21 protein-coding genes and 1 pseudogene are annotated in these 23,897 nt (G+C 70.7%); 14 read left to right on the plus strand and 8 right to left on the minus strand.

Annotated features, from left to right (window positions below; genetic code table 11):
- Positions 1 to 24: 24 nt before the first annotated feature.
- Positions 25 to 1,719: an FAD-dependent oxidoreductase gene (locus tag ABH931_RS25170; RefSeq protein WP_370117395.1), complete on the minus strand. Its 1,695-nt coding sequence runs from the start codon at positions 1,717 to 1,719 to the stop codon at positions 25 to 27.
- Between the two features lie 89 nt (positions 1,720 to 1,808).
- A complete protein-coding gene (locus ABH931_RS25175; RefSeq protein ID WP_370117398.1) occupies positions 1,809 to 2,663 on the minus strand; it encodes an alpha/beta fold hydrolase in 855 nt (284 codons plus the stop codon).
- Positions 2,664 to 2,840: 177 nt separating this feature from the next.
- On the opposite strand from ABH931_RS25175, the gene ABH931_RS25180 reads away from it, so the two are divergent.
- From ABH931_RS25180 to ABH931_RS25190, 3 genes are all read left to right on the plus strand, one after another.
- The gene (locus tag ABH931_RS25180) at positions 2,841 to 3,551 is read left to right on the plus strand and encodes an alpha/beta hydrolase (protein WP_370117401.1); all 711 of its coding nucleotides are present in this window, start codon (positions 2,841 to 2,843) and stop codon (positions 3,549 to 3,551) included.
- 28 nt (positions 3,552 to 3,579) lie between these two features.
- The gene (locus tag ABH931_RS25185) at positions 3,580 to 3,936 is read left to right on the plus strand and encodes an ester cyclase (RefSeq protein WP_370117404.1); all 357 of its coding nucleotides are present in this window, start codon (positions 3,580 to 3,582) and stop codon (positions 3,934 to 3,936) included.
- A gap of 94 nt (positions 3,937 to 4,030) precedes the next feature.
- A complete protein-coding gene (locus tag ABH931_RS25190) occupies positions 4,031 to 5,179 on the plus strand; it encodes a low temperature requirement protein A (protein WP_370117407.1) in 1,149 nt (382 codons plus the stop codon).
- Between the two features lie 70 nt (positions 5,180 to 5,249).
- Here the strand turns inward: ABH931_RS25190 and ABH931_RS25195 are convergent, their stop codons facing one another.
- Positions 5,250 to 6,500 carry an MFS transporter gene (locus tag ABH931_RS25195; protein ID WP_370117410.1) on the minus strand — a complete coding sequence of 417 codons (1,251 nt, stop codon included), beginning with the start codon at positions 6,498 to 6,500 and terminating at the stop codon, positions 5,250 to 5,252.
- Positions 6,501 to 6,593: 93 nt separating this feature from the next.
- Here ABH931_RS25195 and ABH931_RS25200 point away from each other — a divergent pair, with 93 nt between their 5' ends.
- Both ABH931_RS25200 and ABH931_RS25205 read left to right on the plus strand, forming a co-directional pair.
- Positions 6,594 to 7,142 carry a TetR/AcrR family transcriptional regulator gene (locus ABH931_RS25200; RefSeq protein WP_370117413.1) on the plus strand — a complete coding sequence of 183 codons (549 nt, stop codon included), beginning with the start codon at positions 6,594 to 6,596 and terminating at the stop codon, positions 7,140 to 7,142.
- A 115-nt stretch (positions 7,143 to 7,257) separates the two neighbouring features.
- Complete coding sequence (locus ABH931_RS25205) at positions 7,258 to 10,002, plus strand: AAA family ATPase (protein ID WP_370117416.1); 2,745 nt, start codon at positions 7,258 to 7,260, stop codon at positions 10,000 to 10,002.
- A 61-nt stretch (positions 10,003 to 10,063) separates the two neighbouring features.
- Here ABH931_RS25205 and ABH931_RS25210 read toward each other — a convergent pair whose 3' ends face one another.
- Positions 10,064 to 10,597, minus strand: a complete 534-nt coding sequence (locus ABH931_RS25210; RefSeq protein WP_370117419.1) for a winged helix-turn-helix transcriptional regulator — start codon at positions 10,595 to 10,597, stop codon at positions 10,064 to 10,066.
- A gap of 345 nt (positions 10,598 to 10,942) precedes the next feature.
- Here ABH931_RS25210 and ABH931_RS25215 point away from each other — a divergent pair, with 345 nt between their 5' ends.
- The 4 genes from ABH931_RS25215 to ABH931_RS25230 all read left to right on the plus strand — a co-directional run bounded on the left by ABH931_RS25215 (position 10,943) and on the right by ABH931_RS25230 (position 13,590).
- On the plus strand, positions 10,943 to 11,227 hold the full coding sequence (locus tag ABH931_RS25215) for a hypothetical protein (protein WP_370117422.1): 285 nt from the start codon (positions 10,943 to 10,945) through the stop codon (positions 11,225 to 11,227).
- On the plus strand, positions 11,227 to 12,273 hold the full coding sequence (locus ABH931_RS25220; protein WP_370117425.1) for an LLM class flavin-dependent oxidoreductase: 1,047 nt from the start codon (positions 11,227 to 11,229) through the stop codon (positions 12,271 to 12,273). The genes ABH931_RS25215 and ABH931_RS25220 overlap by 1 nt, the downstream gene beginning before the upstream one ends.
- Positions 12,274 to 12,400: 127 nt before the next feature.
- Complete coding sequence (locus ABH931_RS25225) at positions 12,401 to 13,291, plus strand: MBL fold metallo-hydrolase (protein ID WP_370117428.1); 891 nt, start codon at positions 12,401 to 12,403, stop codon at positions 13,289 to 13,291.
- A 26-nt stretch (positions 13,292 to 13,317) separates the two neighbouring features.
- Positions 13,318 to 13,590, plus strand: a complete 273-nt coding sequence (locus ABH931_RS25230; protein ID WP_370117431.1) for an NAD(P)H-binding protein — start codon at positions 13,318 to 13,320, stop codon at positions 13,588 to 13,590.
- A gap of 458 nt (positions 13,591 to 14,048) precedes the next feature.
- Here ABH931_RS25230 and ABH931_RS25235 read toward each other — a convergent pair whose 3' ends face one another.
- Positions 14,049 to 14,495, minus strand: a complete 447-nt coding sequence (locus ABH931_RS25235; RefSeq protein ID WP_370117434.1) for a hypothetical protein — start codon at positions 14,493 to 14,495, stop codon at positions 14,049 to 14,051.
- A 205-nt stretch (positions 14,496 to 14,700) separates the two neighbouring features.
- Between ABH931_RS25235 and ABH931_RS25240 the strand changes: the two genes are divergently transcribed.
- Positions 14,701 to 15,447: an IS3 family transposase gene (locus ABH931_RS25240; RefSeq protein WP_370117607.1), complete on the plus strand. Its 747-nt coding sequence runs from the start codon at positions 14,701 to 14,703 to the stop codon at positions 15,445 to 15,447.
- A gap of 169 nt (positions 15,448 to 15,616) precedes the next feature.
- Here ABH931_RS25240 and ABH931_RS25245 read toward each other — a convergent pair whose 3' ends face one another.
- Positions 15,617 to 16,639, minus strand: a complete 1,023-nt coding sequence (locus ABH931_RS25245) for a DNA-directed RNA polymerase subunit alpha (RefSeq protein ID WP_370117436.1) — start codon at positions 16,637 to 16,639, stop codon at positions 15,617 to 15,619.
- A 306-nt stretch (positions 16,640 to 16,945) separates the two neighbouring features.
- Here ABH931_RS25245 and ABH931_RS25250 point away from each other — a divergent pair, with 306 nt between their 5' ends.
- Complete coding sequence (locus ABH931_RS25250) at positions 16,946 to 17,734, plus strand: VOC family protein (protein WP_370117439.1); 789 nt, start codon at positions 16,946 to 16,948, stop codon at positions 17,732 to 17,734.
- A gap of 816 nt (positions 17,735 to 18,550) precedes the next feature.
- Positions 18,551 to 18,835 carry a DUF3040 domain-containing protein gene (locus tag ABH931_RS25255; RefSeq protein ID WP_370117610.1) on the plus strand — a complete coding sequence of 95 codons (285 nt, stop codon included), beginning with the start codon at positions 18,551 to 18,553 and terminating at the stop codon, positions 18,833 to 18,835.
- 21 nt (positions 18,836 to 18,856) lie between these two features.
- On the opposite strand, the pseudogene kdpB reads toward ABH931_RS25255, so the two are convergent.
- Both kdpB and ABH931_RS25265 read right to left on the minus strand, forming a co-directional pair.
- Positions 18,857 to 20,554: pseudogene (kdpB, locus tag ABH931_RS25260) on the minus strand (potassium-transporting ATPase subunit KdpB); the annotation flags it as partial.
- Positions 20,555 to 20,804: 250 nt separating this feature from the next.
- Positions 20,805 to 21,956 carry a nitric oxide synthase oxygenase gene (locus ABH931_RS25265; protein ID WP_370117442.1) on the minus strand — a complete coding sequence of 384 codons (1,152 nt, stop codon included), beginning with the start codon at positions 21,954 to 21,956 and terminating at the stop codon, positions 20,805 to 20,807.
- Positions 21,957 to 22,661: 705 nt separating this feature from the next.
- On the opposite strand from ABH931_RS25265, the gene ABH931_RS25270 reads away from it, so the two are divergent.
- On the plus strand, positions 22,662 to 23,165 hold the full coding sequence (locus tag ABH931_RS25270; RefSeq protein ID WP_370117445.1) for a hypothetical protein: 504 nt from the start codon (positions 22,662 to 22,664) through the stop codon (positions 23,163 to 23,165).
- Positions 23,152 to 23,841 carry a class F sortase gene (locus tag ABH931_RS25275; RefSeq protein ID WP_370117447.1) on the plus strand — a complete coding sequence of 230 codons (690 nt, stop codon included), beginning with the start codon at positions 23,152 to 23,154 and terminating at the stop codon, positions 23,839 to 23,841. Before ABH931_RS25270 ends, ABH931_RS25275 begins: the two co-directional genes overlap by 14 nt.
- The last annotated feature ends 56 nt before the right edge of the window (positions 23,842 to 23,897 follow it).

A 23,897-nucleotide genomic window follows, 5' to 3' on the forward strand; every position in this document is an offset into this window, starting at 1 on the left:
GCGCTCTCACATGAACGGGTGAGGTCATGGTCGGGGGTCGAGCAGGTCCGTGCCGTCGGCCCTGCGCCGTTCGAAGACCAGCCGCACTGCCGCTGACCCCTCGCCCACCGCCGCGGCGACACGTTTGACGCTGCCGCTGCGCGCGTCACCGACGCAGAAGACGCCCGGCATGCTTGTTTCGAAGGGGAAGCGCGGCGTGTGGCGACCGGTCGGGACGGTGTCGAGGTCGTGCCCGGTGAGCAGGAAGCCCTTGGGGTCCGCGGCCAGTTGGCCGCCGAGCCAGTCCGTGCAGGGCGTCGCGCCGATGAACACGAAGACCCCGCCGACGTCCAGTGACGTGTGCCGTCCGGTGGCCCGGTCCACCACCGTCAGTCCGGTCAGCGCCGCATCCGTCGTGAGGCCGACCGCCTCCGTGTGGACCCGGACCCGGATTCTGGGGTTCGAGGCGACCGCGTCGATGAGGTAGCGCGACATCGAGTGGTCCAGGTCCTTGCCCCGAACCAGGAGGTGCACCGGGTCGGAGGTCCGGGACAGGAACAAGGCCGCCTGCCCGGCGGAGTTCGCTCCGCCGATCACCGCCACCGGCTGCCCGTCGGTGTGGCGCGCCTCGGGGACCGTCGCGGAGTAGAAGACCCCGTTGCCCTCCCACGCCGCGATGCCCGGCACCGCCAGGCGCCGGTACTCGGCGCCCGTCGCGATGATCAGGCTCCGGGCCCGGAACGTCCTCCCGTCGTCGCAGGTCACCGCGTGCACGTCGCCCTCGCTCGCGAAGCCGGTCGCGCGGGCGTTGCGATGCAGCCGGACGCCGAACTTCGCAGCCTGGACCGCGCCTCGAGCGGCGAGCTCGGCACCGGAGAGCCCGGCCGGGAAGCCGAGGTAGTTCTCGATCCTCGACGACGTGCCGGCTTGGCCGCCGAACGCGGCGGCGTCGAGCAGCGCGGTCTGCAGCCCCTCCGACGCGCCGTAGACCGCGGCGGCCAAGCCGCCGGGTCCGCCGCCCACGACGAGCAGGTCGCAGATGTCGTCGTCGCCGAAGCCGCCGTCGGCCCTGCCGGACGGCTCCCCGAACTCGGCAGCGATGTCGGCCGGCTGGGGGTTGCGCAGCAGCGGCCGGCCCGGGATCAGCACGATGGGCAGATCGGTCACTGGCACCCGCAGTTCACGCAGCAGCGCCTCGGCGTCGGTCTGGTCCTCCAGGTCCATCCAGGTGAGGCCGGCCCTGCTGCGGGAGAACGACTGCAGCAGCGCGCGGCACCGTTCGTCGTAGCGAGAGCCGATCAGGGTGAGCCCCGCGCCCCTGCGCAGCAGGTTCGCCCGCCGTCCGAGGAACGTGCGCAGGATGTACTCGCTGAGATCAGGGTCCTGCGCGACGAGCGTCTGGATCTGGGCCAGCGGCACGCGCAAGAGGCGCCCGGGAGTCCGCATGACGCCGTCGAAGCGCGCCCGCTCACTCGTCAGCATGCCGATCTCGCCGAGGAACTCGGCCGGTCCGTATGACGCGACCAGACGCTCGTCTGCTTCGCCGAGGCGTTCCACGATGTCGGCGGAGCCCTCCAGCACCACGAAGAAGTCGTACGACGCGTCTCCCGCCGCGAAGAGGACCTCCCCGCCAGGCGCGGCGTGCTCGCTGCCCGCCGCCGCCAGCTTCCGAAGCTGCTCGGCCGAGAGCGGGGCTGCCGGAACCCACGCCGGACGGCCATCGCCTGCGACGTCGTCCATCTGGTGCCTGCTTTCGCCTGGTCGGACAGGGCCTGGGCATGCGTGGGTGCGGTCCCCTCAGTGTGAGCCCTCCGGCGCGGGCGGGGCGGTCAGGCGTCCAGGAACTTGTGCACGTCGGCCGCGAACTCCTGCGCGTGCTGGAAGAGGAACCCATGCGCGGAGTCCGGGTACAGCTTGACGAACGCGTCGGGGATCAGGCTGGCGGTGAGGTGCGAGTACCAGGGCAGGATCATGCGGTCATCGTCGCCGTTCGCCACGAAGACCGGCTGCTCGATCGCCGCGAGCCGCTGCAGAAGCCCGAAGTCCGGCGTTCCCCACTTCAGCACCGAGTCGTACTGCGCGTTCCGGGTTTGCCAACCGGTCGGCGTGTCGCGGCCCTCGGTGCGCCCCCCGAAGATCCGGCTGAGCGACTGCTGACCGGCCGCCTGGCTCGCGGCGGAGTCGGTGTAGAAGGCGTGCAGGACGCCCTCGGCGCCGGTTTCCGGCTCGCCGACGGCGGCGATGATGTCGGGCGCCCAGCCGTGCATGCCGGGCGCGCCCTGCGGCGCGGTCGAGGCCAGGACGAGCTTCGTCACCAAGGCCGCGCGGGTGAGGGCGACCTCCTGGGCGACGAAGCTGCCGATCGAGAACCCGAGCAGGTCGATACGGTCGAGCCCGAGGGCCTCGATGAAGACGATGGCGTCGTCGGCCATCTGGGCGATGGTGCTGGGCGTCCTGCCGGTGGTGGCCCCCACGCCCACGTTGTCGAAGGTGATGACGTCACGGGACTCTGCCAGCGGGTCGATGAGGGCGTGATCCCAGTTGTCGAGGTTGCCGCGGAAGTGCTGCAGCAGGACCAGCGGACGCCCGCCGGTGGAGCCGAGGCGCCGGTAGGCGTAGCGGGCGCCGTTCGCGCCCTCGGCCGTTGACGTCTCCGCGTGCAGGTAGGTGGTGCTCGATGCCATGGCCGTTCCGATCCTCTCCAGGGTGACTGCGCTGGTCCGAACCGCGTGCCGCCTTCGGATCCCTCCACTGTTCACGCCGCCGCTGCTCCCGTCCCTCACGCGAATGCGTGATGTCCGGGAAGGCGCCGACGTGATGACCTGAGTACAGATCCGGGAGCGGGCTGGAAGGGGACGGCGATGAGTGGTCACGTGGGGTCGGCGGCGACGCACGTCGTCGTGCTTCCGGGCGGCGGGTACGCGATGCACGCCGAGCATGAGGCCGAGCCGGTCTCCGACTGGCTCACCGGACTGGGGGTGTCCGCGAGCGTCTTCCGCTACCCGCTCAACGTGCGCCACCCTGCCCCGCTGCTGGCCCTTCGGGCCGAGATCCGGCGGATCCGCCGGCAGGGCGCCGACCGGGTCGGCGTGATCGGCTTCTCGGCGGGCGGGCACCTGGCGGGGCATGCGGGGCTCGCGCCCGACGCCGGGCCGCTGGAGGAGGTCTCGTTCGCCGTCCTCGGCTACGCGATCACCTCGATGGAGACCGAGACCTACCGGCCCTCGCAGGACATCCTGCTGGGCGACGACGCCTCCCCGCAGCTGCGGCGCGCCACGTCGTTGGACCGGCTGGTGACGACCTCCGCGCGGCCCTTCTTCCTGTGGCACACGGCCGAAGACCCCTATGTCCCCCCGGAGCACACCTACCGCCTCGCCGCGGCCCTCGCCGCGCACGAGGTGCCGCACACGGCGCACGTCTTCGCCCACGGCCCGCACAGCCTCGGCCTCGCCGAGGGAGCTGGCGACGCGGCCGTGTGGAGTGGCCTGGCGGCGGCGTGGATCTCCGAGCAGATCGGAGCGCCTCCAGGAGCACGTCGTGCTGACAGGCTCGCCGCGGACCACCGCCGATAAGCGTCCGACCCGGGAAGGAGATGCGGCCGTGACCTCCGCCGAGGACGTGAACAAGGCGATCGCCCTGGAGGCGTTCGACACCTTGTTCAACAAGCGCGACTACGCGGCTGCCGAGCGGATGTGGTCTCCCGACTACATCCAGCACAGCGCGCGCATCGCTCCGGGCCGGGACGGGATTTTCGAACGGGCCAGGAGCATGCCCACCCTGCGCTACGAGTGCGAGTTGGCGATGGCGGAGCGCGGCATCGTCATGCTGCGCGGACGCTTCTCCGGCAACGGCCAGGCCCCCCGTGGATCGTGGCCAACTTCCTGCGCATCGAGAACGGCCTCCTGGCGGAGCACTGGGACGTCGTCGAATCCGAGGCCACCCGCGCGGAGTCGCTGAGCGGACTGCCCTCCTACGGCGACGACTTCCCCGAGGACCGCTGAGCAGGCCACACTACGGCGCTATGACTGGCCTGACACGAGCAAGAGGCGCGGTGAGCGTGCGGCCCTCCGACGAGGAGCACCGCGTCGCCACGCCGCTGGAGCTGCTCTTCGACCTCTGTTTCGCGGTGGCGATCGCCCAGGCCGGACGGGAGTTCTCGACGGCGGTTGCGCACGACCAGATCGGACACGGCCTGGCCTCCTTCGCGACGGTCTTCTTCGCGATCTGGTGGCCCTGGATGAACTACTCGTGGTTCGCCTCCGGCTTCGATCCGGACGACGTGCCGTTCCGGCTCGCCACCTTCGCGCAGATCGCCGGCGCGCTGGTGATTGCGGCCGGGGTGCCCCGAGCGTTCGAGCACCAGGACATCACGGTCGTCGTCATCGGGTACGTCATCGTGCGACTGGCCTTCGCGACGCAGTTGATCCGCGTCTACCGCGACAACCCGGAGATGCGTGGGATGACGGCCCGCTGGTGCGGGGGAGTGCTCGTCGTCCAGCTCGCCTGGGTGCTCCAACAGCTGCTCCACGGCCGCGAGTTCCAGATCGCGTTCGGGGTACTGGTGGTGGCGGAGCTGGCGGTGCCGTTCTGGGCGTCGCGCAGCCGGGACATCCCGTTCCATCCGCGTCACATCGTCGAGCGCTACGGCTGCTTCACGCTCATCGTGCTCGGTGAGACGGTCGCCGCGGCGACCGTCGCGATCCAGGAGGCGACGACGGTCCACGGCCACCTGGCCACGCTGATCGCTCTCGCGGTCGGCGGGCTGCTGATCGTGTTCGCGGCCTGGTGGATCTACTTCGCCTACGATGCCGCCGACCTGCTGAGCGGGGAGGCCTCGGCCTGGGGGTGGGGCTACGGCCACTACTTCGTCTTCGCCTCCGCCGCCGGTATCGGCGCCGGCATCCAGGTCTGCGCCGCCTGGCTCATCGGCGCGGCCCACGTCTCCGCCGTGGTCGCGGCATCGGTGGTGACCGTGCCGTCTGCGCTGTTCTTCGTGCTGGTCTGGCTGTTGCAGGCACGGCACTTCAAGACGGGCTGGGCGCAGGCGGTGCTGCCCGCGGCCGCGGTGGCGATCCTGCTGTGCACCTTCGCCGGGCGCTACGCGGTCGTCCTCGCGGGCCTGTGTTGTGCGGCTTGCGTCGGCGTCGGGCTCTACGAGCGCCGCCTGCAGGACGCGAAGGAAGCCGCGTCCGGCGCATGAACGAAGGGCGAAGCCCCTCGTCGCCGACGAGGGGCTTCGCCCGTGTCCGGTCCGGTCAGGTCAGGTCAGGTCAGGCGCGGGCGCCGACGCGGCGCTGCGCGAGCAGTCCGAGCCCTGCCACCGCCAGGATCGCGACGCCGTAGCCGAGGACGGTGGCGAGCAGACCCAGCGGGGCGATCAGCAGGCCGGCGATGATCGCCGGGATGCCGAAGCTCAGGTAGGCGATGACGTAGACGGCGGCGAAGAGTCCCGCCCGCTCGTGGGGCGCCGCCAGCGGGGCGATTGCGCGGATGGAGCCCGAGAACGAAGCGCCGAAGCCCACGCCGCCGATGATCCCGCCCAGCCACAGCAGGGCGAGCAGGTGCGCGGCGACGCCGGCCTCGATCACCGCGGTACCCAGCAGCACCCCGGTGGCGCCCACCACGATGGTGCGGCGCGGGCTCAGGCGGCCGAGGAAGAGACCGGCCGCCGCAGCTGCTGCGGGCTCGACGAACGCGGTGGCCCCGTTCAGCAGACCGCTGTGCAGGTGCAGGATGTTCTCGATGATCGTCGGCGCGAGTCCCATGAACAGCCCGGCCAGCATCCAGGCGGCCATGTGCACGGGAACGCTCGCCAGGTACTCGCGCCTCGCGGCGGCGGGGACGGAGATCCGGGGGATCAGCGAGCGGGCCGCACCGGGCTTGCCCTCGGCGGTCTCGTGGGAGAAGAGCGTGACCGCGGTTCCGGCGGCCATGACCAGCGCGAGTGCCGTGAAGACGATCAGGCCTGCGCTACTGGTGAACTGGACGGCCGCGCCGGTCAGCAGTGCGCCCAGGCCGAGTCCGGCGGCGGGAGCGACGCTGGTGATGATCGTGCTGAGCCGCTTGTGCCGCTCGGGGGCATGCTCGACGACCGCGGCCGAGAAGGCGCTGGTCGCGGCGCCGGTGGCGATGCCCTGGATGGTGCGGGCAGCGATGACCCAGCCGATGTTCGGGGCGACCGCGAACATGACCATCGCGCCGACCTCGACGAGGAGCGACGCGATGAGGACCGGACGTCGTCCGATGTGGTCGGAGAGCGATCCGGCGACCAGGAGTGCGGCCAGCAGGCCGATGGCGTAGGCGGCGAACGCGACCGTCAGGACCCAGGAGGGGAAGTGCCATTGTCGCTCGAACACGACCAGGAGCGGCGTGGGCGCGCCCGCCGCCACGTAGAGCGCCGCGAAGGCGGTTGCGGCGCCGGCGAAGGCCGCGCGGGAGGGAATCCGACGGCGGGGTCGAGCGATGTGATCGGGCGTTGCGACTGCGATCCGGCGGTCGGACTGTGTTTCGGTGACGGTCATGACCAGCTCCCCTAAAGGCCAAGGTTTGTGCCTTAGGAAGAACATAGACCCGCGGGAGCTTTATTGCCAAGCTCTGTGCGTTAGCATGGGCTCATGAGTGCAGAACCGTCCCCGCGACGCCGGACTGGCGGGCGCAGTGCGCTGGTGCTGGCCTCGATCCGGAAGGCGGTCGAGGAGCTGGTCGCCGAGCAGGGCAGCGACGCCGTGACCGTCCCGATGGTCGCCGAGCGGGCGGGTGTGAACCACTCGAGCATCTACCGGCGGTGGGGTGATGCCCGCAGCATGATCAACGACCTGGCCACCTACCGCCTGCCGGATCGTCCCCTCCCCGACACCGGAGATCTGCCCGCCGACGTGACGGCCTGGGCGCAGGACGTGCTCGCGCACTACCGCTCGCCGGTGAACGCCGCCCTGCTGCGCGGCGGTGCGGCCACGGCCGGCGAGAGCGAATCGGACTGTCTGCGCGCCCGCCGGTCGGAGGCGGCGACCTTCGCCGCCCGCCCCGGCGCCGGGTTCCGCGGCGAGGATGTCGTCGACAAGGTCATCGCCCCCATCATCTACCGGGTGATCTTCCTGCCCTGGACGCTGCCCGACGTGGATGTGCGCGCCTTGGTGGACGACCTCTGCCGGACCGCAGACTGAAGCCTCAACACCTTCTGGCCGCTTTATCGTTGTCATTCGAAGCCAAGGGAGACCGACTGGATGGACTTCGCTTTATCCCGTAGGACCGGCCGTCGTGGGAGCGAGGAGTGATGGGATGCAGCCCCGACCGTTGCGAGGACGAAGCGAGCCGATGGAGCGGGCCCTCGTCGTGGTCCGCGCCGCGCGGCGACACGGCTCCGGAGGGGTGGTGCTGGTCAGCGGACCGGCGGGCATCGGCAAGAGCGCCCTGCTCGCGGAGGTGTGCAGCCAGGCCCGCCGGATCCAGGTCAGGCCCGCCCTCGTCACCTGTGACCCCATCGAGCAGGTCAGCCCCGGCGCGCCCGTGATCACCGCTCTGCGCGCCGGAGCCGAGCCTCTGGTCACCAAGGAGCAGTACGCGGGGATCTTCGAGGTCCTGCACGAGCCGCTGCTGCTGGTCGAACGCATTGCTGCCGCCCTGGAGAGCGCGGCGGCCCAAGGCCCCGTCCTCATCGCCGTCGACGACGTGCAATGGGCCGACCGGGTCAGCACGTTCGTCATCCGCACCCTGCTCGGCCGACTGCTCGGGCTCCCCCTGATCTGGCTGCTTGCGACGCGCGACGACGGCGCCGACGTCCTCGGGCCCGTCCCCACGCGCCTCGAACACATCCAGCTCGCGCCGCTGCCGGCCTCCGAGCTGGCGGCCATCGCACAGGACCGCCTCGGCCACGCGCCGGACGAGCGCACGCGCAGGTTCCTGGAGGCCTCGGCGGGCAATCCGCTGCTGGCCATCGACGTCCTGGACAACCTCGCCCGGGCGGCCGCCCGCGGGGAACCCGACACCGTGCCCGAGGAGTTCGGCGCGGCCATCGCTCGCAGGCTTACCGGTCTGCCCCAGGCGGCGCGCAGTCTCGTCGGGGTGGTGGCGGTCTGCGGAAGCGCGCTCAGCGTCCCGGAGGCACTGCGACTGGCCGCGGAACCGAGCGGCTCCGGTCGCGACGGAGCACTCGCGGCCGCGCTCGAATCCGGATTGATCTCCGTCCACGACCAGTGCCTCGTGCCCCGCCACGACCTGGTGCGGGAGGCGGTCTGCGCGGCCCTGCCCGAGCAGACGGTCCGCGCGCTGCACGGGCGCTTCGCCCGGGCGCATCTGGACGCCGGACAGGCCCTGCTGGCCGCGCCGCACGCCCGCGCGGCGGCGACCCGCGGCGACGTCGCCAGCGCCCTCATCCTGATCGCGGCCGCCGAGCAGCTGGCCGACGCCAGCCCACCCGACGCGGGCGACCTGGCCACCCTCGCCTTCCGCACCGTGCGACCGGAACAGGCCGAATGGTTCGACGTGGGCCGACGCAGCCTCTCCGTGCTCCGCCGCACCCAGCGCGCCGCCGAGGCGGTCAGCGTCGCCGACGCCATCCTCGCGCACGTGGACGACGCCAACCTCGCCGGTGCGATCGAGACCGAGGCGGCCCGTGCGCTCTGGCTGGGCGGCAGGACGGGCGAGCTGCTGGCCCGCGTCACCCCGATGCTCGCCACGGACGAGCTCACCCCCGCTGTGGGCGCCCGTCTCACGGCGGCCCGCGCCCTCGCCGCCACGCGGTCGGGCGCGGGGGACAGCGGCGCGCGTGAGGCGGCTGGGGCTCTCGACGTGGCACGGGTCAGCGGTGACCGGGACGCGTGGGCCCTCGCCCTGCAGGCCGTGGGGGAGGCCGCCCGAAACGAAGGCCGGCACCAGGACGCGCTGCGCAGCTTCCGGGAACTGAGGTCGCTCGCCGGTCCGCACCAGCTCGCCGAGGAGATCACCTCACTTCAGTTCGTCGACCGGTACGACCACGCGCAGCAGTTGCTGGACGAGGCGACCTCGGACTACGGCAACGTCCCCCTCGCGATCCTGCCTGAGCTCCACAGCGCCCAGATGTGGCAGCATTTCAATCTCGGGCGCAGCGACGATGCCGAGTCCGCGGCGCGGACCCTGCTGGATCTCGGCCGGCAACTCGGCAACGGTGTCTGCGCGCGTGACGCGCTGGTCGTGCTCATCGCTGTGGCCCTGTTGCGCGGCGACACCGAGACCGCCGCGACGCACCTGGCACAGGCCGACCACCTCGTCGACGCCGACGACGACGTCCGTCTCCCCGGCCTGACGGTGATGCGCGGCTGGCTCGCGGCGAGCCAGAGCGACCTGCCCAGGGCGCTCACCGTGCTGGAGCCGCTGGTCTCCGGCGCCGTCAGCTCGTGCAGCTACTGGCCCCTGTGGCCGTGCTGGATGGGCATCTTCTTCGGAATCGGCGCTGCTGGTGCGGACGAGGGCTTCATCCGGACCGTTGTCGACATCGCCGAGCTCGCCGCGTCACGCAACCCGGGGGTGGCGAGCTTCGAGGGAGTGGCGCTGAACCTGCGCGGACGGGACAAGGGCGACCTGACAATGCTCTCCGAGGGCGCGCGGGTCCTCGCCCGCAGTCCCCGCCCCATCATGCGCGCCGTCGGCGCCGACTGCTACGGGCGCGCTCTGCTGGCCGAGGGGAACCGCGACGAGGGACTCGCCCTGCTCGACCAGGCGTGGGACGACTACCAGGGGATGGACGCGCGGGTCTACCGCGACGACGTCCAGCATGCGATGCGCCAGGCCGGTGCCCGGCGCACCAAGTGGGCGCGGACGACCACCCGCCCCGACAACGGCTGGGCCGCGCTGACCGGCGCGGAGCGCCGCGTCGCGCTGCTGATCGCGGCCGGACACACCAACCGCACCGCGGCCCTCGAACTCGGGGTGTCCATCAACACGGTGGGGACGCACCTGCGGATGGTGTTCGGCAAGCTCGCCATCCAGTCGCGCGTCCAACTGGCCAACGCGATGAACCGCGGCGAGCTGGTGACGGTTTCCGAGTGACGCCGGCCGCCATGTCCGCCTATGGCTCACGCTAGGCGGCGCCGAGGGCTGCGGGGCCCGCTCAGTGTGAAGGAGGCGTGGGCTCTTCCGGCCGGGCGTCGAGGTGGAAGCGCCTGCGGATGTCCGGTCGGCTGAGCAGCTTGGCCGGGTAGCCGGGGCCGGGCCGGGAGGTGGTGTCCTCCCAGTCGAGCGGCTCCTTGCAGTGCGCGCAGACCACCTCGGCGGTGGTGTCGTGGCCGCAGTGGTCGTGGTGGACGGTCACGGGCGGGCCCGCTTCGTCGGCGAGCCAGCGGTCGCCCCAGGCGACCATGGTCAGGATGACGCCGTAGAAGTCGCGGCCCGAATCGGTGAGCAGGTACTCGTACCGCACCGGCTGCGTCTCGTACTCGTGCTTCTCCAGCAGGCCGCCCTCCACCAGGCGACGCAGCCGGTCGGCCAGGGTGTTCCGGGCGATGCCGAGCTCGCGCTGGAAGTCGTCGAAGCGGCGGATCCCGTAGTAGGCCTCCCGCAGGACCAGCGGTGTCCACCAGTCGCCGAGCAGGTCGAGAGTCCGGGCGGCCGAGCAGGGCCAGTTCGCGAAGGACGTGCGCCTCATGGCCCGATTCTATGGGTCCTATGGCGAAACTCAGCAGGCAGATGCGGCTCCCGCCCTTGTCCTAGTGAGTTTCTTTACGCAACTATGGAGGTCACAGGCGTTGCGGAGGTAAGAGCTGTGGAGTGGACGGGACAGGTCTACGCAGACCACCCAATGGTGACCGCGGACATCTACATCGAGGCACCCCCGGAGCGGGTGTGGGAGTGGGTGAGTGACATCCACCTCATGCCGAGGCTCAGTGCCGAGCTCTAGGAGGTCAAGTGGCTCGGAGCCGCGACCGACCCGGAGGCGGGCAACCGCTTCGTGGGCCGCAGTGCCCACCAAGCGCTGGGGTCCTGGGAGACGGTGAGCACGGTCATCGACTGCGAGGCGCCGCAGCAGTTCACCTGGGCCGTCGGCGAGCCGCTGTTCCCCTCCAGTCTGTGGCGGTTCACCCTGGCAGCGCAGGGAGAAGGCACCGTGTTGCGTCAGTGGGCACAGATGGGCCCGGCCCGCTCCGGGCTGAGTCTCGCCATCGACGCCATGCCGGACAAGGAACAGAAGATCGTCTTCGTGCGGCTGCGGGAATGGGAGGCCGGCATCAAAGCCAACCTCGCCGCCATCAAGGACCTGGTGGAGAAGGGAAACTGATGCGCACCGCGACAACGATCGAGGGCTCGGCCGCGAACTGGCGCGAGACGACCGACTTCGTCGTCGAGGCCGAGCGGCTCGGCCTCGACATCTGCTGGGTGGCCGAGGCCTGGGGCAGCGATGCCCCCAGTCCGCTCGGCTTTCTGGTGGCCCGCACCGAGCGGATCCTGCTCGGCTCCGGCGTCATCCAGCTCGGGACCCGCTCGCCCGTGACGATCGCGCAGACGGCCATGACGCTCGCTCATCTCTCCGGCGGCCGCTTCCTCCTGGGTCTCGGGGCGTCCGGCCCCCAGGTGATCGAGGGCCTGCACGGACTCCCGTTCGCTGCGCCGCTGTCCCGGATGCGCGAGACTGTCCAGATCGTCCGCAGCGCGTTCACCGGAGAGAAGATCGCCTTCAAGGGCCGCCACTTCACCATCCCGCTGCCCGATGGCGAAGGGCGACCCATGAGGCTGAGCGTGGAACCGGTCGAGGTTCCGGTCTACCTGGCCACCCTGTCCCCGAAGATGCTGGAGCTGACTGGCGAGATCGCCGACGGATGGCTGGGCACGAGCTTCGTCCCCGAGGGAGCCGAGGCCTACTTCACCCACCTCGACGCCGGTCTGACCCGCTCCGGGCGTACCCGCGGCGACCTCGACGTTTGCCAGGGAGCAGAGATCAACATCGTCGCCGACGAGGACCGGCTCGCCGACGTCTTGGGCAGCCGGAAGAAGGAGCTGGCCTTCTCCCTCGGCGGCATGGGCTCGGGCTCGACCAACTTCTACAACAACGCCTACAGCCGCCAAGGCTGGGCGGACGTCGCAGCTCAGGTTCGTGAGCGCTGGCAGAGCGGAGACCGGGAGGGCGCGACCGCTCTGGTCACCGACGACATGGTCCTGGCGACCACGCTGATCGGCACCGAGGAGATGGTCCGCGCCCGGCTCAAGGTCTGGCAGGAGGCCGGCGTGGACACGGTCCGGCTCTACCCGGCCGGCGACACCCTCCAGGCCCGCCTGGACAACCTCGGACGCGGCATCGACCTGGTCCGCGCCCTCGGCGATCGGTAGGCCGGAGCGGCCGGGGTGGGCCGGCCCCTGCGCGGGTCTCACACAAACAGGTGAGGCGCGGCGCGTGGGTGGGGTACGACCATGGGAGTCCGACGAGAGCATCCCGCAAGGGCCGGATCGGAGTGCCATGACTTTCGAACCCCAGCTCGGCTACGACGTGTTCGTCTCCGACCCCACGCCCATGCGCGGGACCGGAGCGCTGCCCGATGGGGAGCCGCGCAGCTACCAGCCGATCGCGACCACCCTGGTCCACGGCGGGCGGGACGCGATCCTGGTCGACCCGCCGCTGACCACCGCGCAGGCCCAGGCGGTCGGGGACTGGGTCCAGGCGAGCGGCAAGCGCCTGACGCACATCGTCGCGACGCACGGACACGGCGACCACTGGTTCACCGCGGACACCCTCGCCCACCGCTTCGGCGCGCAGGTCGTCGCCTCTGCCGGCGCCATCGAGCAGATGCACGGCAACGCCTCCGCCCGAGAGGCCCTGTGGGATGCGATGTGGCCGGGCCAGATCCCATCGTCACCCGTGACGGCCGTGACCTGGCCTGCCAACGGCATCAGCCTCGAAGGCCACGACCTCGCCCTCGTCGATGTGGGGCACGCGGACAGCGACGACTGCAGTGTGCTGCACGTGCCGGACCTCGGCCTTGTCGTGGCCGGGGACGTGGTCTACAACGGCGTGCACCTCTACCTCGGTGAGTCGGGCGGCGACCTCGGCCCATGGCGCAAGGCCATCGACACCGTCACGGCGCTGCGCCCGAGCCACATCGTGGCGAGCCATCAGAACAGGCGGCTCGACGACGACGCCGACCGCCTGGTCACCGAGACCCGCCAGTACCTCGACGCAGCCGCAGCGGCTCTGGCTACCCATTCGACCCCCGTCGCGTTCTTCAACGCCATGGTCGAGCGCTACCCCGAGCGCTTGGGCCGGACCGTGCTGTGGGTCAGTGCCCAGGCGCTCTACCTCGCCCGCGAGGGCGGCGACCCCTGGCAGAACCTGCTCAGCGCCTGGCTGTGAATCCGCCGTCGCCGAAAGGGAACCCCATGCGACACACGCCGGCCTACCTGGTGACCGCCGCAGGCGGCGGAGGCGTCGGGGGAGTGAGCCGACGCGTCGTCGAGATGCTCCTCGCGCACGGCGAGACCGGGCGGGCGACTGTGCGTCGGGAGGACGAACGCGCGGAGGAACTGCGGGCCCTCGGCGCCGAGGTGCTGGCCGGAGATCTGGTCGACCCCCGCCACGTCGCCGCCGCGCTCGACGGAAGCACGCGCGTCTTCTTCAACATGGGCGGTGCCCCGGCGCACGATCTTCTGTGACTGCTGGCCCTCCTGGTCGGTCAGTCTCCGGACCTTGACCGGCTCCGCCACCACGCCTCCCCGCACCGGTTGGATATCCGTCCGACATGCAACCGGTTCGGGCGCCGCCACCACCAACCCGGCGAACGTTGTCGGTCACAGCAGTAGCAACGGAAGCTCGGTGCTCACGGGCGCCCCGTAGCGCACATGAACGGTGGCCTCGCCGAGGATCAGTCGGCGGGGCCACCTGCACTATCCCGCGAGTCTGGCCTCCTCGATCAGTCGCTCGGCCTGCCGGAGCCGGTACCCCTGGGCGTTCGGGTTCTGAACCACGCGGCGCCGGTCTTGCCCCCACTGCGGCGCCGGGGCTTCACCTTGTCCGGCCAGGGCAGTCGCGCGGTCCCGCCGTCAGTGACCCATCTGGCGAAGGCGGCTGTGAACGCTGCGATCGGCATTCACACCCCGACCGAGAGCCTCCGTCAGCAGCCGGTCCCGTAGTACACGTAGCCGTACCACGGCGGCGGGGAGTCGTTGTCCTGCACGTACACCTCTACGCAGAGGTAGTCGTTACCCGAAGGGCCGTAGTAGTAGTAGTAGCCGTAACCGTTGTGCGGGGTCACGGCCGTTGTTCCGCTTCCCCAGGTGTACTCGGTGTCCGAGCCGGTCTGGACGCCGCTGCTTCGCCACCACTGCGTGATCCTGACGAAGCAGTTGTCGCCAGCCTGGGAGTAGATCTTTCCGGTGACGTGATTGCTGGTCCAGTTGGTGTAGCCGTAGCAGGCCGGACCGCCGTCTCCGAGCTGGACGGCCCAGTTGCCGCCGTTCGCCATGGCGGCGCTTGGGGCGATGAGGAGCACGGCACTGCTCAGACCGGCGATGATGCCGGCCTTCGCAGCGACGCGGCGCTTTTTCGGGAGCTTGAGCATGCCTGCTGTCTCCTGACGTCGGGCGTCGTGGCCCCGGCTGGGGCGGCGGGAGACAGCAGATCGTGTTCCAACGGCCAGGTCCAGCTATTAGGTGCTGGGCCGAAAAGCTGGGATTCCACATCACGAAGACCCACGGTGGTGGCAGCACTTACGCCGACGGGGGATGGCGTCCCGCGGAGTCGTGGTCCTCATGTGACCCGACGAAATCAGCGACAACCCCTTCCGGGCACCGAAGACGGCCCGCACCGTCTACCGTGTCTGCGGGGCCCGGAAGGTCTGGCGTGAACTGAACCGGCAGGGCCCAGCGGTGGCCCGCTGCACCGTGGAACGCCTGATGCGGCAACTGGGCATCACCGGCGCGGTGCGGGGCTGGAAGGTCGTCACCACCATGCCGGACCCCGCCGCCGCGCGAGCCCCGGACCTGGTCGAACGCGATTTCGTCGCCCCGGCACCGAACAGGACCTGGGTCGCGGACTTCACCCACGTCGCGGCCTGGGCCGGCACCGTCTATGTCGCGTTCGTCGTGGACACCTTCTCCCGCCGCATCGTCGGCTGGTCCGCGGCCACCACCAAGCACACCGAGCTCGTCCTGGCCGCGCTGGAGATGGCCCTGTGGCAGCGCCACCGCACCGGTACCCGCCCAGCCGCAGGCGAGTTGACGCATCATCCGGACGCGAGTTCGCGATACACATCTTTCGCGCTCGCTGGGCACCTGGACCGGGCCGGCTTCGCCGCTTCTATCGGCTCGGGTGGCGACGCGCTGGACAACGCACTGATGGAGTCGACCATCGGCCTGTATAAGACCAAACTGGTCAAGCCCCAACGCCCCTGGCGCACCCTGTCCGAGGCCGAACTCGCCACCGCCGAATGGGTGGACTGGTACAACCACCGCCGGCTCCACGGTGAAATAGGCATGTCCCGGCCGCCGGATACGAAACCAACTACTAACTGACAGCCACAAAACCGCAGGTCACAGTCGCAACCTGGAGTCTCCGACCAAGCCGGTGCGGTTCAGAGCATGCACTAGCTTCGCTGGCAAGACTGCCCCATGGTGCCGTTGATGGTGCCGAGTCCCTGGCCTGCGGCGACTGGATTGGGTGGCTCGGCCCGGCGCGGCGCAGTCAGTATTGCTCTGTTTCGATGAACCTGGCGTCCGTCTCGTCGTCGGCGGCGAAGGTGTCGACAGCGGCGAGGGGGTCGAATCCGGGCGGGCTGTCCTTGAGGGCCAGGCCCATGCCGGCCAGCTTCGCCTTGACCTCATCGATCGACTTTGCACCGAAGTTGCGGATGTCGAGCAGGTCGGCCTCGGAGCGGCCGACGAGCTCGCCCAAGGTATGGACTCCCTCGCGCTTGAGGCAGTTGTACGAGCGGACGGTGAGGTCGAGCTCCTCGATCGGCAGGATCAGGTCGGCGGCGAGTGCCGCGTCGACGGGTGAGGGGCCCATGTCGATGCCTTCGGCGTCGATGTTGAGCTCGCGGGCCAGGCCGAACAGTTCGACCAGGGTCTTACCGGCCGACGCCATGGCGTCACGCGGACGCATGGCCTGCTTGGTCTCGACGTCGACGATCAGCTTGTCGAAGTCGGTGCGCTGCTCGACACGCGTGGCCTCGACCTTGTAGGTGACCTTGAGCACCGGCGAGTAGATCGAGTCGACCGGGATGCGGCCGATCTCCTGGCCCACCTGCTTGTTCTGCACGGCGGAGACGTAGCCGCGACCGCGCTCGACGGTCAGCTCCATCTCCAGCTTGCCCTTGCCGTTGAGCGTGGCGAGGACCAGCTCGGGGTTGTGCACCTCGACACCGGCCGGCGGCGCGATGTCGGCGGCGGTGACCAGACCCGGGCCCTGCTTGCGCAGGTACATCACGACCGGCTCGTCGTGCTCCGAGGAGAGGTCCAGCTGCTTGATGTTGAGGATCAGGTCGGTGACGTCCTCCTTGACGCCCGGCACGGTGGTGAACTCGTGCAGGACACCGTCGACCCGGATGCTGGTGACAGCAGCGCCGGGGATCGAGGACAGGAGCGTGCGACGCAGGGAGTTGCCGAGGGTGTAGCCGAAGCCCGGCTCCAGCGGCTCGATCACGAACCGGGACCGGAACTCGTCGACGACCTCTTCGGTCAACGACGGACGCTGAGCAATCAGCATGAAGTGTTGCCTCCTGTGTTCGGCGCAATGTGGCCGCGTAGACCCTGCGAAGGCTACGGGGCGAAAGGGCTGGGCCTTGACCACCTTGGTCGCCGCCGGCTCTTCCAGATGCCGCTCGCGGACCTGCTTACCGAGATCGGTCGTACGAAGCCCTTCCCAGTATTCCCAGGCTCGGTCTCGACTCCCCGGTCGGAACCGGTGACGACCTGGCAGGCAGTCAGGCTCCCTCCTTCGTGGTGGCGTGTCGGACGGCCGGCGCCGGCCGAAGACGAGAGGTTTGGGCAAACCGTGATCGGAAGGACCGAGATGCCCGAAGTAACAGCGTCGCACTACCCACCCGGAACTCCCTGCTGGATCGACCTGATGGCCCCCGACCAGCAGGCGGCCCTCGACTTCTACCGCGACCTGCTCGGCTGGCAGGGCGAGGTCGGTTCGCCCGAGTTCGGTGGGTACGCGGTGTGCACCCTGAACGGCAAGCCGGTGGCCGGGATCATGAAGGCCCAGCCGATGCAGGAGGGTGACCCCATGCCGCCCACGGTGTGGACCACCTACCTGGCCAGCACCGACGCGGACGCCACCCAGAAGGCGATTGCCGCCGCCGGAGGCACCGTGATGTTCCCGGTGATGGACGTGGGCACCATCGGCCGGATGCTGGTGGCGGCCGACCCGACCGGCGCCGTCTTCGGCGTCTGGCAGCCCGTCGACTTCTGGGGTGCCCAGGTGGTCAACGAACCCGGCGCGCTCACCTGGAACGAGCTGCACACCCCGGACCTGGCCGCCGCCGGGGCCTTCTACCAGAAGGCCGTGGGCCTGAGCTCCGTCCCGATGGAGGGCATGGACGACTACCACTCGATGAACGTGGGTGACCGCTCGGTCGGCGGCATGACCACCATGGGCGAGAGCGCGCCCCCCGGGGCACCCCCGCACTGGCTCACCTACTTCTCGGTGGACGACACCGACAGCACGGTGGACGCGCTGATCAGGGCGGGCGGCAACGTCCTCGTCCCGCCGTTCGATTTCGTCGCCGGCCGGATGTCGGTCGTGACGGACCCGCAGGGTGCCGTCTTCGCCGTGATCAAGGCCGCCCCGATGTAGGGCTCGAGACGCCAGGACCCCGCCCGCCCGGACTCAGGGCAGGCGGGGTCTCTCTTTTGATGGACGGCGCATCCGGGTTTGGCACTGCGCGGCGCCGCGGCCGGCCTGTCACACCGTGACGGCCGAGCACACTCGGGGCGAGAAAATAGACCGGCCTGGGCGCGTTGACAGGCGCTTGCCGCACCGGCGGGTAGCGTCGGATGCGCCCGCCCGTGGCCACGTGGGCGGGCGCCAGGCCGCCGCGTTGCCGGCGGCTCGATGCAGAGGCCTGCGACGTGCCGCCAACTCCACGGCATCGTCGCCCTGTTGGAGGACCGCTTCATGCTCGCGCCAAACATGACCTGGAACGTGTTGCGGGCGATCGCACGGCACGCTGTCCAGGCCTTGGCCGCGATCGAATCCGACGGCCTGCACCGCCGCGCGCGCCGCAACGCCGCCGACGCCGCTGCTTCGGCCAGCGCGGACCGCAGGGAAGCCGACGACGACCGGTGGGCCGCCGCCCGGCTGCCGATGCGCCGGGCCGGCGTCGGATGACCGTCTCCGCCGCGGTCGCCACCGAGGGCGAGCTCGCCGGACCTCGTCCCAGATTGCCACCGAGCTGTTCTCCATGGTCAGCAGCCTCGACGAACGGAACCCGCCGCAACTGCGCGGACCGACGCCCACGGCGCTGTCCGGCGCGGGCACCGCGCTGCGACGGCTGCGGGAGTCCCTGCTGGTATTGCGGGGAAAGCTCTGACAACGGCGATCCCGGGCGGCCACGGGTACATGAGCACAGGCCGGGTAGAGGCTCAGCAGAAGGACCCCAGGAGGTGGGTCATGCTCTCGGAGCGCGAACAGCGGGACCTGGCCATCATCGAGCAGGCACTTCGGGCCGAGGCCCCTGAGCTGGACCGGCGGCTGCGGAACCTTCGAGCCCGAGCGGGGACGCGGCACCTCATCGTTGCAGCCGTTGTGGCCGTGGGCCTGGTCCTGTTCGCCGCGGCGTTCGCGCTGCACAGCGCCGACGCACTGCTGCTGTCGGTGCTGATCCTCCTCGGGGCGGCATCGTGGGTGACCGTGGGCGCGTTCGCCATGTACGCGCGTCGCCGTGCCCGGCGGTGACCACGGCTGCACTTCAGGCGGCTCCAGGTCGACCATGTTCCCGGCCTCCTTGGCGGCCGACGTTCCGGTGTTCATCGCCACCCCGACGTCCGCCTGGGCCAGTGCGGGCGCGTCGTTGGTGCCGTCGCCCGTCATGGCGACGAGCTGGCCGCCCTCCTGCTCACGGCGTATCAGGGCCAGCTTGTCCTCCGGAGTGGCCTCGGCCAGGAAGTCGTCGACTCCCGCCTCCGCCGCGATCGCGGCGGCCGTGCGGGGGTTGTCGCCGGTGACCATGACGGTGCGGATGCCCATCCGGCGCAGGTCCGCGAAGCGCTCACGGATGCCGGGCTTGACGACGTCCTTGAGGTGGACGACGCCCAGCACGGCGATGCCGTAGGGGTCCTCCAGGGCGACCGGCAGCGGGGTCCCGCCCGCCGCGGCGATGGCGTCGGCAGTGCGCGCGGCCTCCACCGGAACGGTGCCGCCGCTCTGGGTGACCCAGCCGGTGACCGACGCGGCGGCGCCCTTGCGCACGCGCGTGACGGTCCCGTCCTGCCAGCGCATGTCCACGCCGCTCATCCGGGTCTCGGCGCTGAACGGCACGAACGTCGCCTGGCCGAGCGCGCCCTCACCGGGCAGGTCGAGCCCGTACTCCTGCTGGGCCAGCGTCACCACCGACCGGCCCTCGGGGGTCTCGTCCGCGAGGCTGGAGACCTGCGCCGCCTGTGCCAACTGGAGTGGATCGACGCCCGGCAGCGGCAGGAACGCGGCCGCACGGCGGTTGCCGAAGGTGATCGTGCCCGTCTTGTCGAGAAGCAGCGTCGACACGTCTCCGGCGGCCTCGACCGCGCGGCCCGACATGGCCAGCACGTTGCGCTGCAGGCGGTCCATACCCGCGATACCGATGGCCGACAGCAGCGCCCCGATCGTGGTCGGGATCAGCGTGACCAGCAGGGCGACCAGCACGACCGTGCTCTGCTCGGCTCCGGCGTAGGAGGCCATCGGCTGGATCGCGACGACGACCATGACGAAAATGATCGTCAGCGAGGTCAGCAGCATGCTCAGCGCGATCTCGTTCGGCGTCTTCTGCCGCGTCGCCCCCTCGACGAGGGCGATCATTCGGTCCAGGAAGGTCTGTCCGGGACGCGAGGTGATGCGGACGACGAGCCGGTCCGACAGCACCCTGGTCCCGCCCGTGACGCCGGAGTGGTCGCTCGCCGCCGCCCGGATCACCGCTGCGGACTCCCCGGTGATCGCCGACTCGTCCACGGAGGCCACGCCCCCGATCCCGTCGCCGTCCCCGGGGATGATCTCCCCGGCCTCGACCAGCACGCAGTCCAGCGGCCGCAGTTCGGAGGCAGGAATGATCTCGTGGTGGAAGTCCTGCTGGTAGGGACGCCAGAGTTTGAGCAGGCGTGCGGTGGTGTCCGTGCGGGCCCGCCGCAGGCTCACCGCCTGTGCGCGTCCGCGTCCCTCGGCCACCGCCTCGGCCAGGTTGGCGAAGACCACGGTGAGCCAGAGCCAGCCGCTGATCACCCAGGCGAACACGCTGGGGTGCATCACCGCGGACAGGGTGGTCAGCACACCGCCGACCTCGACCACGAACAGCACCGGGTTCTTCACCGTCGTGCGGGGGTGGAGCTTGCGCAGCGCCTCCGGCGTGCGACGACGGCCTCGATGTCGAAGCGGTCGTCGGGCCGCACCGGCCTGGTTGCCAGGGCCGGTTCCTGGTTCTGCTATGCCAGGGACCGGCCCGCACCGCTCCCGCTGGTCCCTCTCGTCGAGCAGGTGGGCGGCTGTGATTGCCACGAGCAGGCGGTGGCGCTGCTGGACTGCGAGGTGTCGGTGGGGCGGGTGCGCGCGGGCCGGTGGGAGATCGTCCGTTCCACCCTGCCGCAGCGTCAGCGCGAGCGTGGTGGTCAGGTCTGCGCTGAGGTCACGGCGTTGGGCCGGACGGCTCCGCGAAGTGTCCGCAGCGGCGTCTGCGCGCCTACCTCCCGGTACCTCCTTCGGGCCAGGGAGCCGGCTGAGGGGTGAAGTTGGGGCGCAGCCGGGTGGGCTCGTAGCGGCGCTGCCACACCGCGGTGGTCGAGCCGCTGGTGGCCGGCACGATCGCGGACCAGTCGGCGGGACAGGTGCGGCCGCTCCTGTGCTCGCGCTCCTCGTGCCGGACGAACTGCTTGGTGGCGAAGTGGTGGTCGATGATGGACACCCCGGCCTGGTCGTAGGAGTGCAGGACGGCCGCGGTCAGCTCCAGCAGCGCCCGGTCGCGCCACAGGGTTCGGTCGCGGCCGGTGTCCAGCCCCATCCCCCGGGCGACCAGAGGCAGTTTGTCGTAGCGGTTGGTGTCGGACAGGTTGCGGGCGCCGATCTCGGTGCAGGTGTACCAGGCGCTGAACGGCGCGAGCGTGTAGCGCAGGCCGCCGAGTTCCAGGACCTGGTTGGAGATCGTCGGGAAGGCGTGCCAGCGCAGGCCCAGCTGTTCGAACCAGGGGTAGTCGGGGTGGGTGATGCGCACCTCGGGCACCGCGTCCGCAGGCAGGTCGAACCACCGCGGATCGCGGCCCGGCCGCTGGACGACCAGCGGCAGCACGTCGAACTCGGTGCCCTCGCCGCGCCACCCCAACTGCTGGACAGCATCGGTCAGTTCGCACGTCTCGGGGTCTCCCACCACGGTGCCGTCGTGTTGCCGGTAGCCGGCGTAGCGGATGAGCTGACCGTTCCACACACGGAGTCCGGACCGCTCGGGGCCGGCGGGGGCGAAGACGCTCAACAGCAGCCGGACCCTGCCGCCGTTCCAGGCCAGACGCAGATGCTCCACGAGAGCCTCGAACAGTTCGGCTTCGTCCCCACCGCGCAGGCCGACCTCGCGGCAGTCCCGGGTCTCCAGCGCCTTCCAGTAGAACTTCCCGACGCACTGCGGGTTGTTCCGCCACGCGATCCGGGCGCCCAGCAGCAACTCCGCAGCGCTCTGCCGGTAGGTGCCCGTGGCGGCCAGCGCGCCCCGGATCTCCCGGATGCGCTGCTCCACGTCGCCGGGCGGCAGGTGGCCCTCGGACGCGAGCTGCCGGACCAGCTCCTCGGCCTCGATGGCCGGCGGTTCGTCCGGCGGACCGGCAAACGCGGACGGTGATGAGCACACAGGTGCGGGAATCATGATGAACCCCCAGGCAAACGCCCAATGGCGGGCAAGCAGTTAACGTGTCCGAAACATGCCAACAGCTGGACGCTACGCCGTGGAAGCCACGGCTTGCACGCAGAAACCGCGCATTTGACGCAACCCATGCGCGCCCTTGTCGGCTCCTCTACGGAGCGGTGGACGCCGCCCCCGACGTCGACCGGCTTGAGCTCGGTCGGCGTCGGATCCTCATGCTCGACGCGTCGCCGCGGCGAGGACCGCGCGGAGACGGTCGTGGGCCTGTGGGGAGGTGAGGGCGTCCGTGGTTGCCGTGGGGCGTCGCGTGCCGAGACGTCGGGGCATGATGTGCACGGCGATCACCGAGGCGTTCGCGGCGCTCGGCCGGAGCGGAACGCCCCGGACACTGCGTTCCCCGATGGGGGAGCTGTGCTTCGCGGCCCACGGTCGCCGCCCACCCGAGGAGATGCGCGCTCTCGCATGGCGTCCCGTCAGGTTCCTTCCCGGGCCTTCGGCGCTGTCCGCATGAAGCCCACAGGGTGCGGCCTAATCCCGGGTCAGATTCCGCCGGGACTCTCGCACCTTCCTGACCTGCGGAATTAACATGAGCATCCCTCATTTAGCCTACGCTCCGGATGCGAACCGCCCGGGGTGCGGGATGTGCTGGAACACGTGCCGGGCTCATAAGGGCCCCGTAAGAAGGAGACACCCATGCGTGTTCGTCGTCTCGCTGCCGTCACCGCCATCTCGGGGGCGGCGTTGATCGTCACCGCGCCGCTCGCCTCCGCCGTCGAGGCCGGGGCGGTGGTGGTGACCCCCGGCAGCGCGGCCCCCGGCCAGACCGTCAAGATCGGCGCGTCCGGCTGTGCCACCGCCAACCCCAACGCGATAGCCCGGGCGTACTCCAACGCCTTCCCGACCGCCTCGCTGAGCGCAGTCGGCCAGGCGGGGGAGGTGGCCGGCTCGTCGACGGTCTTCTCCGGGGCCAAGGCCGGCACCTACACCGTCACCGTGGTCTGCGACGTGAACAACCCGAGCCAGAAGGCGACAGGCTCGCTCACCGTCGTGACCTCCGCCACCGGCGGGGCCAAGACCGGTGACGGCGCCACGCAGTCGTTCCCGACCTCCTCGGTCGCCGGCGGCGCGGCGCTCGCCGTCGGCAGCCTGGGCCTCGGCGCGTACGCCCTGCGTCGTCGGGCCGGTGGCCGCGCCTGATCCCCGGCGCGGGCGCACTCGCGGCGGCCAGGTCCTTCTCGGACTGGCCGCCGCGGGCTTCCTGCTCGGCGGCACCACGGTCTACCGGGCCGTCGCCAGCGCTCCCGCGCCCCCGCCGCAGCCGCCCACCGGGCAGAGCTGGAGCCACGCCACCCCGCGCCCGTCGGGAGGCGGAGCCGCGACGCCCGCACCGCTCGGCCGCTCGCTCCCGGTCCGGGTCTCTGTGCCACGGATCGGCATCGACGCACCGGTCAGTCCGACCGGGACTGCCAGGGACGGCAGCGTCGCTGTCCCGGACGAGGACCACGCCAAACAGGCCGTCTGGTTCGACGGCAGTGCGACCCCGGGTCAGATCGGCCCGTCGGTCATCCTGGCCCACGTCGATTCGTGGAAGCTGCCGCTGGGCCAGGCCGCCTTCTACGCGTTGGGTGCGACGCGGCCGGGTGACGTCGTGCGCGTCGCCCGGGCGGACGGGTCGGTCGCGGACTTCTCTGTCGATCAGGTCACCGTGGTCAGCAAGACCGGCTTTCCGACCAAGGCCGTCTACGGCCCGACCAGCACGCCGCAACTGCGACTGATCACGTGCGGTGGCGGCTACTCGAAGAAGGGCGGATACGACGGGAACGTCGTTGTGTACGCCCATTTCACCGGTGTCGAGAGCCAGGACCGGCAGTAGCGGAATTCGCCCGTTCCGGGCTCATTCCAGGCCTGCCACGCGGCGCGGAGCCGGCT

Origin of the sequence: Streptacidiphilus sp. MAP12-33 (genome assembly GCF_041261265.1) — a bacterium.
Lineage (GTDB): Bacteria > Actinomycetota > Actinomycetes > Streptomycetales > Streptomycetaceae > Streptacidiphilus.

Excerpts from the sequence above, each read along its gene's own strand:
- ABH931_RS25170 (WP_370117395.1), bottom strand. The coding sequence starts at position 1,719 with ATGGACGACGTCGCAGGCGATGGCCGTCCGGCGTGGGTTCCGGCAGCC.
- ABH931_RS25175 (WP_370117398.1), bottom strand. The coding sequence starts at position 2,663 with ATGGCATCGAGCACCACCTACCTGCACGCGGAGACGTCAACGGCCGAG.
- ABH931_RS25180 (WP_370117401.1), top strand. The coding sequence starts at position 2,841 with ATGAGTGGTCACGTGGGGTCGGCGGCGACGCACGTCGTCGTGCTTCCG.
- ABH931_RS25195 (WP_370117410.1), bottom strand. The coding sequence starts at position 6,500 with ATGACCGTCACCGAAACACAGTCCGACCGCCGGATCGCAGTCGCAACG.
- ABH931_RS25200 (WP_370117413.1), top strand. The coding sequence starts at position 6,594 with ATGAGTGCAGAACCGTCCCCGCGACGCCGGACTGGCGGGCGCAGTGCG.
- ABH931_RS25205 (WP_370117416.1), top strand. The coding sequence starts at position 7,258 with ATGCAGCCCCGACCGTTGCGAGGACGAAGCGAGCCGATGGAGCGGGCC.
- ABH931_RS25210 (WP_370117419.1), bottom strand. The coding sequence starts at position 10,597 with ATGAGGCGCACGTCCTTCGCGAACTGGCCCTGCTCGGCCGCCCGGACT.
- ABH931_RS25220 (WP_370117425.1), top strand. The coding sequence starts at position 11,227 with ATGCGCACCGCGACAACGATCGAGGGCTCGGCCGCGAACTGGCGCGAG.
- ABH931_RS25225 (WP_370117428.1), top strand. The coding sequence starts at position 12,401 with ATGACTTTCGAACCCCAGCTCGGCTACGACGTGTTCGTCTCCGACCCC.
- ABH931_RS25230 (WP_370117431.1), top strand. The coding sequence starts at position 13,318 with ATGCGACACACGCCGGCCTACCTGGTGACCGCCGCAGGCGGCGGAGGC.
- ABH931_RS25235 (WP_370117434.1), bottom strand. The coding sequence starts at position 14,495 with ATGCTCAAGCTCCCGAAAAAGCGCCGCGTCGCTGCGAAGGCCGGCATC.
- ABH931_RS25245 (WP_370117436.1), bottom strand. The coding sequence starts at position 16,639 with ATGCTGATTGCTCAGCGTCCGTCGTTGACCGAAGAGGTCGTCGACGAG.
- ABH931_RS25250 (WP_370117439.1), top strand. The coding sequence starts at position 16,946 with ATGCCCGAAGTAACAGCGTCGCACTACCCACCCGGAACTCCCTGCTGG.
- ABH931_RS25255 (WP_370117610.1), top strand. The coding sequence starts at position 18,551 with ATGCTCTCGGAGCGCGAACAGCGGGACCTGGCCATCATCGAGCAGGCA.
- ABH931_RS25270 (WP_370117445.1), top strand. The coding sequence starts at position 22,662 with ATGCGTGTTCGTCGTCTCGCTGCCGTCACCGCCATCTCGGGGGCGGCG.